Raw genomic sequence first — 14,146 nt, 5'->3', positions numbered from 1 at the left:
CACTGCTGGTTGGCTACGTTCGGAAGTGATAACCGCTGAAAGCATCTAAGCGGGAAGCACGCTTCAAGATGAGGTCTCCCACTGGGTTAACCAGGTAAGGCCCCCAGGAGATGACTGGGTTGATAGGCCAGAGGTGGAAGCGAGGACTAGNGACTCGTGTAGCTGACTGGTACTAATAGGCCGAGGGCTTGTCTCACTACACATTGTTGTGTGTGACACAGATAAATACTTTTGTTCGCGTTCACTGTGCGGTTCTGGGGATACAAACCCTGGAACCATCCGGCAGGGTTTCACTTGCTGTTGTTGGGGTTTGATATTTTCATAGAGTTACGGCGGTCATGGCGAAGGGGAAACACCCGGTCCCATTCCGAACCCGGAAGTTAAGCTCTTCAGCGCCGATGGTACTGCGTGGGGGACCGCGTGGGAGAGTAGGACACCGCCGGACATTCTTTGGTTGAGGGCCACCCCGCAAGGGGTGGCCCTCCCTTTATTTGTGCTCGGACTGTGCCGCCGCCGGCGCCTCAGTTGGGCGGACGCACTCCGCCGCATGGTGCCGCTCCCCAGACCCAAGCCTTGTGGTGGTCGGGCGCGAAGCGTGAGTTGTCAGAGGTTTCTCGGTTAAGAGACCGAGATACCTCTGACAACTCACGCAAGGTCAGCGGGTGTGCCCGGCGTGGCGGGCAATTCGGCGGCCGGGAGGGGGCGCGAGGTTGGCCGCCTGTGCGGTCCCAGCCGCCTTGGCGACGACCACGGCGACGGCGGTGGTGATGGGAATCGCGAGCACCAGGCCGATCGAGCCGACGAGCGTCCGCACGACCTCTTCGGCCAGTTCGCCACCAGTGAGTGCCGTGAGGAAGGGTCGTTCGTACAACGTCACCAACAGCAGGATCGGGAGCGCGGCTCCGGCATACGCGAAGGCGATGGTGTAGACCGTCGAGGCGATGTGATCCCGGCCGATCCGCATCGCTCCCATGAAGAGCCGGCGCGCGGGCATCGAGGGCGAGAGTTCGTACAGCTCCCACACCGCGGATGCCTGCGTGATGGTGACGTCGTTCAACACGCCAAGCCCGGCGACGATGATGCCGCAGAGCACCATGTCAGACAGGTCCAGCGTCCGCGTGGACGCCAGCAGGATGAAACTGTCGTCCCCGTCCAGCCCGGTCAGCCGTGCGGCGTCGGTCGCCCACCAACCCAAGGCGGCGGTCACGCAGAGCCCGAACAACGTGCCAAGAAGGGCCGTGGTGGTGCGGGCGGACAGGCCGTGAGCGAAGTAGAGAACGATGAACATGATCGCCGATGAGCCGACGAACCCGACCAGCAGCGGTGACTTGCCCTCGAGGAGTGCGGGCAGCATGAAGCTTGCCAGCATGAGGTACGCGAAACCGAGGCCGAGGAGAGCTCGCAGCCCGCGAAGCCGAGCCACCGCCACCACGACGACGGCGTAGGCGATCGCGAGCGCGGCCATCGGCGTACCACGCACGAAGTCCACGAACGCGTAGTAGTCCGTCTTCTCCGGTCCCACCGCCACGTGCAGCAGCCGCATCCGGTCTCCCGCGGCGATACCGGCCCGGTCAACCTCCGGTGGCAGGTCGACCTTGACCTCGCTCCCGGCCTTGGGCCCGGTGTCGAGCCCGACCCGCACACTCACACATCTGAGCGTGCCTTCCTTGCCGGGAAGGCCGGGCGCGACCTCGCCGCCTGGGCAGTCGAAGGTTCGGAGCGCGGCTACGGTGCCTTCGACGATGGTCCCGCCGGGCGCGGAGTAGGTCGTGTCCAGCCGGCGGTCCTGCGGACCCTTTCCGTCAGGCCAGAGGAGGACGACGCCGATCGCGGTTGCCACGGCCAGCGGAACGACGACGGCGGCCAGGAGAAGGGCGGCTCGACGCCGGATCCAGGCGACCGCCGGTGACGGCGGCGGGCCTCCGAGCGGCGCATGATGATGCCCGTGACCGTGCGGGTGCGGAGGCTGATGCTCGGAGGATGCGGTCGACACCGGGCAACCGTAACGTGCGCAAGCGACGGTACGGACGAATGATTGGCCGGCTGCGACAACCCGTGTCGCAGCGGCCGCCACAGCGTGGCCCGGAGTGCTTAGACGTGGAACGAATCCACCCGGACGCGGGCGAGCTCGTCCGGCCAGTGGCGGCGGACACCGTGGCTGTCGAGATACGCGGCGAAACCAGGCCACCGGCGGCGCAGGGAGTTGAGCTGGAGTTCGTTGCGGAGCGCGAATGCCACCGCATGCCCGGCGGCCTCGCCGATGCTCCACTCGACCGGGTGATAGCGGTAGCAGCCGTTGGTGAAATGCGTCGTACCGATGTTCTTGGCACCCAACAGGAAATTGTCGAAGCCGCGCGGAACCAACGCACGATAAGGAATCTCGAACGGATACGTCTCGAGGAAGAGGCCCGACGGGTGCGCGCGAGTCTGATGGATGTCGATCGGGCCCGCGCCGATACCGACCGAATCCACGTATCGCATCGCCGTCCTGGCGGCCCGGTCGACCTTCGTACGCGCGGCGACGCCGACCTGCTCCTCGGTGATCGTGTGTGCGGTCAGGCCGCGGCGGGATTCGCGGACATACGGGTGAGCGGCGAGGCCGGTCGGCGTTCCCAGTGCGTGCGGAACCAGAAAGATCCCCGGCCAGCCGCGCCCTGATCCATCCGGTCGCGGGTAATGCCGCTGGAAATACTCCACCAGTCCGCGGGTCTGTCCACTCGCCCGCGCGACCGCGGCGGTGAAGGTGGCCGGATCCAGGCGGCCATGAGGGGGTATGAGAAGCGTGGCTACGTGGTCGTTCTCCTTCTGGTTGAGCAGCGTAATGTCGCCAAGGAAGGCGTCCCGGAGATATCCGTGGTAGCGGACCCGGCGATACGCCCAGAAATTGCGGGCCTTCTCCCACGCCCAGTCCCGGCTCGGGTCGAAGACGTCCTTTCCGTTGGCGCCGAACTTCGCGTAGATGGGTGCGAATTCGTCGTACGCCCGGCTGGTGACGCGTTCCCACGGCCGGCTCGGTGCGTAGCCGAGTGCCGCGACCATGGTGAACGCCTGCTGGTCGGACGGATCCGCGCTGTCCCAGACGTTGTGCAACTCGCCGGTGCCACCGCGCTCCCGCGGCCCGCCCTTCTCCCGGCCGACGACGTACGCCGCACCGGTCAGCGGCAGCAGGTCGCCCAGCTCGGTCGCGTCGATGACGTACGCCGGCTCGACCAGCACGTCCCCGTCGGGAGTTCGTACGCGGACCGCCCGGACAGTACCCGTCGAGACGGTGGCGTGCACGGGGGTGGCGTGGGTCAGCAGCCGGAGCCGGTTGGTCGCTTCGTACGGCGCCAGCGCCGACCGCAGCACGGCGTGCCACACGGTCGGCTCGGCACAGAGCTTCGCGGCCCAGGCCTTACCCGGATCGAGCGCGCGGGTACGGCGGGCGACATCGGTCAACGGATAGGTACGCCGGACCTCCTCGCGGACCGCGCGGCGCATCTCGAGGTAGCTCGCGGTCGCACCGATGCCGTCGTCCTCGATCCAGGTGTGCTCGTCGGGGGGTACGCCCTGGCTGGTGAGCTGGCCCCCGATCCAGCCGGTCGGCTCGGTGAGCACCACCGTGCGGTGGGCGCGTAGGAGGGCGAGCGCGGCCGCGACGCCCCCGACACCTCCGCCGGCCACCAGCACGTCGGGTCGCAGGGTCTCAGGAGCGGGCTCCGATGGGCGACGGTCGCCGACCCCGCGTTGCTGCCCGGTCGCTGCGTTGGTGTCACGGGTGCTGGTCGCGCGATCAGGGCCGCCAGTTGCCGCGACGATGCCGAGCGTCGCACCGGCGCCGAGCGCGGCGCCGGCAGCTCCAACCAGCCCCGCGCCCAGGACCGAGCGCCTGGTCAGGCTCACCGGGGTGGTTTCGGGTGATGGCGCATCCGCGGCCGTCAGCTCCGCCCGCCAGCCGGCATGAACCAACTGCTCCGGGGGGCCGACGGCCAGGACAGAGGAATTCCTTGGGCCGTGAGCACACCGCGGAGCTCGGACATGCGGGACGAGCGGACTGTGCGAGGGTCGGTTTTGCGGGTGACACAGAACGCCGCGAGGATTCCGGCGGACTCACCGACGTTCCATTCCGTTGGGTGTACGCGGTAGGCGCCATTGGTGACGTGGGTGGTGCCCAAGCATTTGCCGCCGGCCAGCAGATTACTGACGTCGCTCGGAATCAGCGCCCCCAGCGGGATCTGGTAGGGATAGCACCGCCGCCACAATCCAGACGGATTCTTCGGCCCACCATGGATGTCGAGCCAGTAATGGCCCGTGCCCACCGAATCGGCGAACTGCGCCGCCGAGCCCTTCGAATCGGGCACACCCGTGACCGCGACGCGGTTGTCAACCCCGACTTGCCACTCGAAGATCCTGGTGAGGCTGCGCAGGCGGCGGGACTCGCGAACGTACGGCGTCTTCGCGATACCGTCCAGCGTGCCGGAGACGTCGGGCCGCAGTCGCAGGGCCCGATAACCCACCCCGCCATCGGGCCGGGGCGCCTCGTTCTGCAGGTAATAGAGCATCGAGAGCGAGAGTTCCTTACCCCGCTCGAGGTTCGCCGCCTTCGTGGCATCGTCGACGCCGACGAGCACGCCGGTCTTGAAGTCGTTGCAGGCGAAGTTGAGCAGCGAGACCTCCTCGACCAGCGCACCGGGCGTGAAGGAGCTGAGCGTGGCGACCCGGCGGTATTGCCAGTAGTTCGGGCCGTCGGCGTACGCATAATCCCTGCCCGGGTCGAAGAGGTTCTTGGCGAAGAAATCGCGGAAGATCGGCAGGTACGTCGAGTAACTGGCGGGCTTGCTGATCCGGTAGTCGCCACCGGTGCGGCGATATCCGACGGCCAGCACCATCGTGAACGCCTGCTGGTCCATCGGGTCGGCCGTCGGCGTCTTGTTGTTGAGCTCGCCCGTGCCGCCGGCCGACTGCGCGCCACCCTTCTCGCGGCCCACCGTGTGGGCTGCCTTGGTGAGCGGGAGGAGGTCGCCCAGGTCGGTCGCGTCGACGAAGTACGAGCCGTATGCGTACCGCGTGCTGCCGTCAGGCCCTTGGAAGCCGATCGACTCCACCCGGCCGTTCAGCATGGCGGCGGCCACCGGCCGGTGCTGGAACAACACGTGGAGCTTGCCGCCGGCGATGTACGGCATGAGCAGGGTCCAGAGCGCGGCCCGCCAGACGGCCGGGTCCGCGGCCAGCCGTGAGACCCAGGCGTTTCCGGGGTTGGGCTGGGTGGCCGTCTTGAATCCACTGGTGACGGGATAGTTGGCTTTGTAGAAGTCGCGGACCGCGGCGCGCAGCTTCTTGTAGGTCGCGGTCTGCCCCAGGCCACCTTCGCTCGGCTCGATCCAGCGATGCTCGTCCGGCGGCACCAGCTGGGTGGTGAACTGCCCGCCGATCCAGTCTGTCGCCTCGGTGAGCACGACGGTCGCGCCGGTACGGAGGGCACCGAGCGCCGCCGCGACACCGCCGACTCCTCCGCCCACGACGACGACGTGGGCGCGGTAGTTGTCGATGGTGGGCGCGTCGCCGGCCGCGGCGGCCGCCTCCGACCGGGTGAACACCGCGGCCCCGGTGGCCGCCGCAACCGTGCCTCCGAGCAGCCCTCTGCGTGAAACGGACACCGCCCACCCTCCCCGTATGTCTGGATCAAGGACGTGCACGCCCGCGCGATTGTGCCAGAACTGGCTTCCTCACGGTCGCGCCCACGGCCGAACTCGCGGACTTCGCTCCACCCGTCTTAACGACGAGACCAGGTTCTGCCCGGGTACCTTGATCGCTCATGGGTGCCGTTGAGACCAGGCTCTTCTACGTCGATGACTCAGGCGCAGCTGAAACAGGCTGGATCGTCTATTCCTGGATCGAGTGCCGCGTCGACGAATGGCGCGCCGGTCTGCGTGCATGGCTTGACCTACGAAGGACGCTCTACGCCGACTACAAGATCCCGCCGGCGTATGAGCTGCACGCAACGAAGTTCGTCAACGGCCGTGGCAACCCTTCGACTGATCCAGCCTGGAATCGGAGCAAGCACCTGCGGGGCGTGGTTGTGGAGCGCGCGCTTGAGATGATCGGCCGGTGCCCAGCCCTTCGCGTGGGCAGTGTTTACAGGGAGACGGGTGTCAGAGGCCGCGACTATGCGGAGCAAGCTAGTCAGGTATACCGGGCCACGGTGCATCACCTCGATCAGCGACTGGCGACCGCCGATGGCCTGGGGCTGATGCTCGTTGATGGGAACGGCAGCGACCACTCCTACCAGGCGGCGCATCGGGACCTGAAGCTAGATCAGCGGCGCATCATTGAGGATCCACTGTTCCAGCCGGCCCATCGTTCGCAATGGATCCAGATGGCGGATCTAGCTGCCTACTGCGCCTACCAGAGCCTGATTCGGATTCCGGCAAAGAAGTTCGCCTGGGACTGGTACGACAGTTACCTATCCGGCAGTGATGCCAACGGTGGACCGCTCGAGGTATGAACTGAGCACCCCAAAAAAGCTAGACCCGCTGATCCACGTATGTGGGGCGGGTCCGCGTGATCAATGATACGGGGCCCCGGAGGCGCCGGCAAGCGGAACAAGTCGGCGGCTTTGGTACCAGTTTCAGACTTACCGCCACGACGGGCTTGCCGGACTTCGGAAGATTCGCGTTCGCCCTGCATAGATGAATCATCCATCTTTGGGTGGGAAAGGGGCCGATCTCGCCGAGCGGCATGGCTCAGTGGTCGTGGGGTGGCCAGCGGTACACGTCGTGGGCGATGGCGAGGCGACGGGTGCGGTACGCCGGTGAACTCCCCGGCAGGAGGTGTTCGACCGGCCGGTCACCTCGCAGGACCTCCGAGGCGAGCCGGTCGGTGACGACGGGCCGCACCACAAGGGGCTTGGATGGCCCGGCCACCGGCAGGCGCCCCAGCGTGCGGCGTACCAGCGTGGTTCCCGCCGGCCCGAGCGTCCGCATGGCAGCGGCCCGGGCCGCGAGGTCGACGACGCGGAACCGCTCGTTCAGGGACGGCCGATGTGCGGCGAACCCGGTGTGGAGCCCGCCGACCAGCTCTGCCGCCTCGGAAGCTCCGGTCGGCCGGGGGAGGTCACCACAGGCCTCGGCGAGTGCCGCGCGAACCGTCGGGTGCAGCAACCGGCGTACGGCGGCGGCGACGGATTCGGGCAGGTCCTCGTCGGCGCACAGGGCCAGCCCGAGGTCGGCCAGGTGGCGTGCCCGCCCGAGCTGGTCGTCGGTGGCGGTGGCGGCGTTCGGGACGAGGACCGTGGGGATGCCGGCCGGTAGTAGTTCGTGAACGGCGTTGTAGCCGGCGGCGCTCACGGCCGCGTCGAAGGCTGAGAGGTAGCGCGCCAGCGGGTAGACGTCGACGAGTTCGTGGACCCGGGCCGCCTCGGCCGCATCGAGACCGGCTCGGGAGAGCGGCGCCCGGATGACGGCGACCTGCCAATCATCGGTTGACAGGAACGCCTGGATCGCCGCCAGGGCAGGGGTTTCGGTGTCGTTGATCGCGCCGGCGCCGAGGGTGATGAGCGCGGTCGGCCGGTCCGGGTCGAGCCCGAGCGCGGCGGCGGCCTCGGCCCGCGGGAGGAGCGGTTGCCCTTCGAGTACGGAGATCGGCGCGACCCGGGTGGCGTCGGTGAACTTGGCCGTGGCGCCGCGGTCGGCGGCGGAGGCGAGGTCACCGGGCTCGATCACCGCGTCGAAGAACGGTCGAGCCGCCAGCGCCCGAAGGTTGGCGCCGGGCCGCCACATCCCGCGGCGTACCCACACGAACGCCACGTCGGGATGGTCGGACCGCGCGCGGAGTAGCCCCAGATACGGCGCGACCCCGTCGAAGACGAACACGGTCGCCTGGGTTTCTGCCAGCAGCGCGTTGAGCCGCTGCCGGAGGTACTCGTGCCAGGTGGGGTGTGGCATCCAGTTGCGATGGTGGCTCGGGCAGTACTCCGCCCGCAGACCGTGCCGATCAACGACGTGCACCGCCTGGGAGAGCGAGAAGACAATCGGCTCGAGCGAGGCGTTCAGGGCGAGCGCAATGGCGGCTTGACGGGCGAGGTGGCCCATCCCCGTGCCGTTGCTGGTGGCGAGGACGGCGCGCCCGGGAGCGTCCGTCACTGTCCGGTCGCGGGCGTCGCGGGCGTCGCGGGCGTCGCGGGCCGGTCGCGCGCTGCGTCGCGCGCCGTGTCGGGTGCGAGCCAGTCCGCAAGGATGCTGGCGATGCGCTCACCGGCGTGGCCGTCCCACAGCGGCGGGACCGGCCAGCCCTCAGGCCGGCCACGGTCGATCACCGCGCGGAGTTCGTCGGCGAGGACCTCCGCTCGCACCAGCTTGTTGGTGCCGTGGGTGATGGTGACCGGGCGTTCGGTCGAGGGCCGCAACGTCAGGCACGGAACGCCGAGCACGGTCGTCTCCTCCTGAACGCCGCCGGAGTCGGTGACCACCGCGACCGCACCGCGGACGAGGGACATGAACTCCACATAACCAAGCGGGTCGACGACGCGGACGCCGGGATGGTCGGCGAACCCGAGTTCGAGCAGCCGGGCCCGGCCACGTGGATGCAGCGGAACGACGATCGGCGCCAGGTCAGCGCTCTTGTGGATCGCCTGGACAAGGGCGAGCGCCTGCGCCCGGTCGTCAACGTTGCCTGGACGGTGCAGCGTGGCGACGACGTACGCTCCGTCGAGCCCGTGCGCGGCCCGCACCGGCGCGGGGTCGAACCGCTCGAGGTGCGCAAGCAGTGTGTCGATCATCGGGTTGCCGACCAGGTGGATCCGCTCCGCCGGCACGCCCTCGCGGGACAGGTGCGCGATGGCGTCCGGGCTGGTCGCGAATGCCAGGTCGCACAGGGCGTCGGTGACCTTGCGGTTGATCTCCTCGGGCATGGTGACGTCGAAGCTGCGGAGCCCGGCCTCGACGTGCGCGACGGGTACGCCGATCTTCGAGCAGACCAGAGCCGCTGCCAAGGTGGAGTTGACATCGCCGTAGACGACAACCAGCGAAGGGCGATCGGCGAGGAACAGTTCCTCCAGCGCGACCATGACCGTGGCAGTCTGTGTCGCGTGCGAGCCCGATCCGACGCCCAGGTTGACGTCGGGGCGGGGCAGGTCGAGCTCGCGGAAGAACACCTCCGACAGCTTGTCGTCGTAATGCTGCCCGGTGTGCACCAGGCGCTGGTCGAGGCCGTGCGTCCGCAACGCGGCGATCACCGGCGCCGCCTTGGGGAAGTTGGGCCGCGCCCCGGTCACATGCACGATCGTCACGCTGTCGAACCTCCGTCGAGCCACTCGCGAACAGTTGCGGCGAACGCCCCGGCCACCCGGCCCGGTGCGATCCGGTTGGCGGCGCCAGCAGCGCTGGCCCGGGCCTCCGGGGTCGCCAACCGCTGGGCCGCCTGGGTCAGTGCGTCGAGGAGCCCGTCGGGTTCGTCGCCGTCGTACTGCACGGCGTACGACGGGCTCACCCGCGTGCCCTCGCCGGAGTCCTGCCGGAGCACGACGGGAAGGCCGAACGTCAGGGCGAGGGCGAGCGCGCCGGAGTTCAGGGAACGCCGGTAAGGAAAGACCGCGATGTCGGCCGCGCGGAGATAGACCTGCATCTCCTCGTCAGGAATCTTGCGCAGCGCGGCGTACGCGGACGGGTGGGTGAGCAGGCGGTCCCGGAACGCCTGCGTCTCCTCCTCGCGGTTCGGGGGACCGGCCACCAGCAGGACGTACTTCCCCGGCTCGCGTTCGCAGAGCCGATCGAAGGCGTCGAGGAGTTCGGTAAGTCCCTTGTACGGCTGGACCCGGCCGATCAACAGGAAGACCGTCACGTCAGGCGCGATATTGAGTTCGAGCCGCGCCTGGTCGCGTGACATCCAGGACGGATAGACGTCGTGGTAGGCCGGGTGGGGCACGGAGAGCAGTTTTTCGACCGGGATGTCGAACCACGGCGCGACGAGTTCGCGGGTACGCGGGCTCATCACGTGGACGCGTTCGGCCGCCGCAACCACACCTTGACGCAGCTCGGATTCCAACTCAGGAAAGCGAGTCTCGTGCGGAAGGATGTTGTGGACGGTCCACATCACGCGGGCGCCGAGATCCTTGAGCGCGTGCAGCGACTCCAGGTAGTGCTTCATGCTCTCGCGGGCGGTCGCCTCGTTGTCGGCCTTGGCCATCACGACGTTCAACCAGTGCAGGTGTACGGCGATGTCGAGACCGCTGCCCGCGATGGCCTTGGTGACGTCGAGGGTGGTGGTGACGTCGTACGTCGGGACGGGTACGAGTCCGGCCGACTCCAGACGTGAGTACAGCAAAGCCTGGAAGGGATTCCCGCGAACGACCGGGTAGTAGGCGAGCAACCCGCCGCGAGGGCGGGTCCAGTCGTGTGCGGAGAGCGCGCGCAGGGCGTCGTCAACCGCGAGTTTCGGTTCGTGGCCGATCCGGCGGGTGATCAGCATGCGGGGACCTCCTGCGGCGTCTGGTCCGCGAGTTCGCTGGCGGATGCGGTGGGCCGGCCCGCCGCGTCGAGGAGTTCGTCGTACGCCGCGCTGAACGCACCCGCGACCGCGTCCCACGAACGCTCGGCGGCCACCCACGCGGCCGCGGACTCCACGAGCCGCTGGCGTTCGGTCGCGTCGTCCATGAGCCGGGCAGCGGCGGCGGCGAGCGCGGCCGGGTCACCGGTGCGGAAGAGGTGGCCCCGCAGGTCCGACCCGACGATCTCGGCCAGCGCGGGAAGGTCGGCGACCAGCAGGGGCACCCGCATCGCCATGGCCTCGAAGGGCTTCATCGGCGAGACCATCCGGGCCGCCCGGTCATCGACCCGGGGCACGACGAAGAGGTCGATCTGCGCGTAGTGGCCGGCCACCTCGTCGAAGGGGACGTTGCCGGTGAAGACCACGTGCCTGGCCACGCCGAGTCTGCTCGCCAGGCGTTCCAGCTCGGCGCGGCGGTTGCCGTCGCCCACCAGGAGACCGGTCACCGCGCGTCCCTGGGCGCGCAGCTTCGCCACCGCCTCGATGAGGACCTCCTGGCCCTCCCGCGGATGGGACAGGTTGCTCACGTAGCCAAGGGTGAACGTGTCTGTCAACCCGAGCTTGCGTCGCAACTCAGGATCGCGCTCGCGCGGGGTGAACCGGGAAAGATCGACGGCGTTCGGCACCACACGGACCTTGTCGGCCGGAATACCGTGCTGGTCGATGATCTCGTCCCGCATCGGGCCCGAAAGCGTGATCACGAGGTCGGCGGCCCGCATCATCCGCGACTCGGTCGCGAACCGCCGCTGGTAGTACTCACCGCGCTCGGCATAGCGCGGGTCGTCGGTCCAGGTCGTCTCGAAGAAGCTGCGAACCTCATACAGCCAAGGGATTCCGGCCCACCGCGCGACCGCGTTGCCGGCCAGCGCCGACTCGAAGCCGCGATGGCCCGAGGAGACGTGCAGCAACCCCGGGCGTTCCCGCGCGACGAGTCCGGCGAGGGTGCGTGCGGTCAGTTCGACGTACTCATCCAGCGGGAGCGCGAGCAGGCGCCGACCGGCGTTCGGGAGCAGGTGGTGGTACGTCACCTCCTCGACGACGCTCACGTTCGGCGGGTCCTCGACGCCGAGCACACCGGGAAAGCCGGGCATCGTCACCCCGAGCACGTCCCGCCCGGCCCGGACGAGCGCCTGCAGCGATTCGTGCGAACGCGTACAGAAGCCGTTGTGCAGGAAGGGCCGCGACTCCTTTGCCAGGTAGAGGGCCTTGCCGGTGCCCGCCTGGTCGGCCAACGAGGGGGGCGGCGGGGTCAAGATCCGGGGCTGCCAGCGCGGGTCGGTTTCGCGGGTACGCCCGACGATCTTGCGGGCATAGCTCCAGTGGACCGGGTCGCGGGTGCGTTCGGCCCGGCGTACGGCATGGATCCCCGCCTCGGTGAACTCTCCCCGCTTGATCGCGATCTTGGAGGCGAGTTCGAGCGCGGCCTGGTCGTTGGGGTTACGCCGCAGGACCGCGTTGACATGGCTGGCCGCCTCGTCGTACTCCTGCGCGCCGAGGCACGCCCGGGCGGCGGTGAGTCCGCTGCGGGTGACGGTGGCGGTCCGGCGACCAAGGACTGCCCGCTGAACCTTGCGGATCCGCTTCTTGGTCTGTGGCGACAGCCGTTGCCGGGCGATCGCGCCGAGCCCCTTGGACACCTCGGCGGCCTTCTGGGACAGCTGGTCAGCGAGGCTCATGGCCGCGGCCCTTCCGTGGATGCAAGCTGGTCGCCAATCGTCAGGATCTCTTCGGGGAGCCCGCCATACAGCACCTCACCGTGTTCGAGGAGCTCCGTTGAGTCAGCTTGCCAGGTGTGTCCGCTGCTGCGTCGGAGGTACACGTATCCGAGACCGTGCGTGCGGTAGGTGATGCCGCCCACCGAGCGGATCCGCGTCAGCAGGTCCGCGTCGACGTGCCGGGGGGAGGTGCTCCAACCCCCGGCGGCCTGGAGGGCGCCGCGCGAGATCAGCATCGTGCCGCCGGCCGGCGTCACCTCGAACGCCTCGGTGGCCGCCCAGGTCCGGTCGATGGTCTGCCCCGTGTCGGCGAGGTGGACGAACCGCGCGGACTTCGCCACCAGGTCGGCCCCCGAGGTGCGGGTGGCGAGGATCAGGTCGGTGAGGTGCTCCGGCCCGTACCGGTCGTCGTCGTCCACCTTGGCGACGAACTCCCCGTCGGCATGCCTGGCCAGCGTGCCGAGGATCTCCCCGAGCGTGTCATCAGCGGGTAGCTCGAGCACCCGGAGTGGCACCGGGAGGAGCTCCCGCAGCTCGGCGAGCGTCGCCTCGTCCAGGCGATAGCCGTGGGTGCCGACGAGAACCTCGAAGGAGGGGTACGTCTGTGCGGCGAGATCGCGCAGGCAGGTCATGACGTCGGCGGCCCGCTTGCTCGCGACGAGGACCGAGACGGTCGGAACGGGCAGGTTGCCGCGACCCAGCACGGTGTGCCGCAGGGACTGGTCAGCGCGGACGGCGGTGTTCCTGGACGCGGCCACGCTGAGCTGGTAACCGACGAGTCCGTCGACCAAGGCCTGGTCGGCGACGGTGACCAGGCCACGCGCGGCGAGCTCAGCGCGTACGCCGGCTGAACCGGACACCAGCACCACGCCGCAGGCGGCCAGCGCGGTGAGGACGTGCGCGGCGAACCTCCCCTCGGGGAGCGCCGGACCCACGTCGGCGACGGCGTACTTGTCCCAGCGGTGGGCGACCAGCGTCTGCTCAACCGACCCGCGTTCGCTGAACGTCAGGACGGGCTGACCGTCGGAACTCCGGAGGACGAGCCGCCCGCGCTGGCTGGCGTCGAGCGTGTACGCCCTCGCCGGGCCGAGCAGTCGGCGTCCGTGTGGGTTCGCCAGGGCGGTGCCGAGCGGCCAGTCAGCCGGCCCCGCGGCGGGCGGGTCGACGTCGGGCGGAGCGGAGAACGGGCCGTTCGCCAGCTCCAGACTGGCGTCCAGGACTCCGTGCGGCCAGGTCGACGCGCCCCGGAGCCAGCTGGCGCGGTCGAGGACGGGAACCGGCCCGCCGGTCTGCTCCCAGCGGCGCGGCCGCAGCACGGTGGCGCTCACGTCGGCCAGCGCGCGGGCGACGTTCCGGCGCCGGCGCCAGCGCAGGCGTACCTCCACGGCGTTACCCCGGGCCTGCCAGCTGAAGACCTCGAGGTCGCGGGGGACCCGGGTGGGGCGCAGGCCGCCACGCAGCCAGGTCGGCATGGTGGCGACCCGGAGCCGGACCTCACGCACGCTTCCCCGGAGTACGCAGGACCCGGCCAGCCGGTCGAGGGTGGCGGCGTCGGGTACGTCGATGCGGAGGATCGCCGCGTGCAGGATCCGGTCGGCGCGCTCGTCGTCGAGGCGGTAGCGCCGCGGGCGGATGCCGCGCAGGAGGGAGACCTCCACCGTGTCCCAGTTCACAAGGCGGACGCTCACGATCCGGACGATGGCGCGCTTCAGACGGACGACCGACCGCCGGAGGTCCGGCCCGCCTGGCCGCCCGGGCGGCGAGGCGTCCGGCGACTCGCCGTCCTCGCCCTCAGCGACCGTCTGGACCTCTCCGCGATCGGTGTCCTCCGCTCTCTCGGCGCTCTCCGCGCTCGGCGTTGTACCCGCTTCTTCCACGTCGGTGCTCGGCATCGATGTCGTACGTCCCTA

At 69.2% G+C, this 14,146-nt stretch carries 9 protein-coding genes and 2 rRNA genes; 3 read left to right on the top strand and 8 right to left on the bottom strand.

The genetic code is table 11. The features are described from left to right. Together B141_RS0116375 and rrf are read left to right on the top strand one after the other, a co-directional pair. A 23S ribosomal RNA gene (locus B141_RS0116375) occupies window positions 1-196 on the top strand; the annotation flags it as partial. A gap of 132 nt (window positions 197-328) precedes the next feature. Beyond that, a 5S ribosomal RNA gene (gene rrf, locus B141_RS0116370) occupies window positions 329-445 on the top strand. Between the two features lie 210 nt (window positions 446-655). Here the strand turns inward: rrf and B141_RS0116365 are convergent. From B141_RS0116365 to B141_RS41020, 3 genes are all read right to left on the bottom strand, one after another. After that, complete coding sequence (locus B141_RS0116365; RefSeq protein ID WP_020576256.1) at window positions 656-1,993, bottom strand: YibE/F family protein; 1,338 nt, start codon at window positions 1,991-1,993, stop codon at window positions 656-658. Window positions 1,994-2,091: 98 nt separating this feature from the next. Further along, window positions 2,092-3,882: an FAD-dependent oxidoreductase gene (locus B141_RS41025; RefSeq protein ID WP_157181045.1), complete on the bottom strand. Its 1,791-nt coding sequence runs from the start codon at window positions 3,880-3,882 to the stop codon at window positions 2,092-2,094. Between the two features lie 35 nt (window positions 3,883-3,917). Next, complete coding sequence (locus tag B141_RS41020; RefSeq protein ID WP_020576254.1) at window positions 3,918-5,636, bottom strand: FAD-dependent oxidoreductase; 1,719 nt, start codon at window positions 5,634-5,636, stop codon at window positions 3,918-3,920. A gap of 158 nt (window positions 5,637-5,794) precedes the next feature. Between B141_RS41020 and B141_RS0116350 the strand changes: the two genes are divergently transcribed. Next, the gene (locus B141_RS0116350; protein ID WP_020576253.1) at window positions 5,795-6,484 is read left to right on the top strand and encodes a DUF3800 domain-containing protein; all 690 of its coding nucleotides are present in this window, start codon (window positions 5,795-5,797) and stop codon (window positions 6,482-6,484) included. 238 nt (window positions 6,485-6,722) lie between these two features. Here B141_RS0116350 and B141_RS45730 read toward each other — a convergent pair whose 3' ends face one another. From B141_RS45730 to B141_RS45720, 5 genes are read right to left on the bottom strand one after another with little or no spacing between them, the layout of a single operon-like run. Further along, window positions 6,723-8,120 carry a glycosyltransferase gene (locus tag B141_RS45730; protein ID WP_020576252.1) on the bottom strand — a complete coding sequence of 466 codons (1,398 nt, stop codon included), beginning with the start codon at window positions 8,118-8,120 and terminating at the stop codon, window positions 6,723-6,725. Then, on the bottom strand, window positions 8,117-9,265 hold the full coding sequence (wecB, locus tag B141_RS0116340; RefSeq protein WP_020576251.1) for a non-hydrolyzing UDP-N-acetylglucosamine 2-epimerase: 1,149 nt from the start codon (window positions 9,263-9,265) through the stop codon (window positions 8,117-8,119). The genes B141_RS45730 and wecB overlap by 4 nt, the downstream gene beginning before the upstream one ends. After that, entirely contained in the window at window positions 9,262-10,443 is a 1,182-nt protein-coding gene (locus B141_RS0116335) for a glycosyltransferase (RefSeq protein ID WP_020576250.1), read from the bottom strand. Before B141_RS0116335 ends, wecB begins: the two co-directional genes overlap by 4 nt. Further along, window positions 10,437-12,197 carry a glycosyltransferase family 4 protein gene (locus B141_RS45725; protein WP_020576249.1) on the bottom strand — a complete coding sequence of 587 codons (1,761 nt, stop codon included), beginning with the start codon at window positions 12,195-12,197 and terminating at the stop codon, window positions 10,437-10,439. The genes B141_RS0116335 and B141_RS45725 overlap by 7 nt, the downstream gene beginning before the upstream one ends. After that, window positions 12,194-14,128 carry a glycosyltransferase family 2 protein gene (locus B141_RS45720; protein ID WP_051114099.1) on the bottom strand — a complete coding sequence of 645 codons (1,935 nt, stop codon included), beginning with the start codon at window positions 14,126-14,128 and terminating at the stop codon, window positions 12,194-12,196. The genes B141_RS45725 and B141_RS45720 overlap by 4 nt, the downstream gene beginning before the upstream one ends. Window positions 14,129-14,146 lie beyond the last annotated feature (18 nt).

The sequence above is a fragment of the Actinopolymorpha alba DSM 45243 genome, from assembly GCF_000373925.1.
Classification (GTDB): domain Bacteria; phylum Actinomycetota; class Actinomycetes; order Propionibacteriales; family Actinopolymorphaceae; genus Actinopolymorpha; species Actinopolymorpha alba.
The sequence above is the reverse complement of the archived record's forward strand: the minus strand, read 5'-3'. Positions and strand labels throughout refer to the sequence as shown.

Bases quoted from the DNA above. Each gene is read 5' to 3' on its own strand.
- B141_RS0116350 (WP_020576253.1), top strand. From the start codon at position 5,795: ATGGGTGCCGTTGAGACCAGGCTCTTCTACGTCGATGACTCAGGCGCA.
- B141_RS0116335 (WP_020576250.1), bottom strand. From the start codon at position 10,443: ATGCTGATCACCCGCCGGATCGGCCACGAACCGAAACTCGCGGTTGAC.
- B141_RS45720 (WP_051114099.1), bottom strand. From the start codon at position 14,128: ATGCCGAGCACCGACGTGGAAGAAGCGGGTACAACGCCGAGCGCGGAG.
- B141_RS45725 (WP_020576249.1), bottom strand. From the start codon at position 12,197: ATGAGCCTCGCTGACCAGCTGTCCCAGAAGGCCGCCGAGGTGTCCAAG.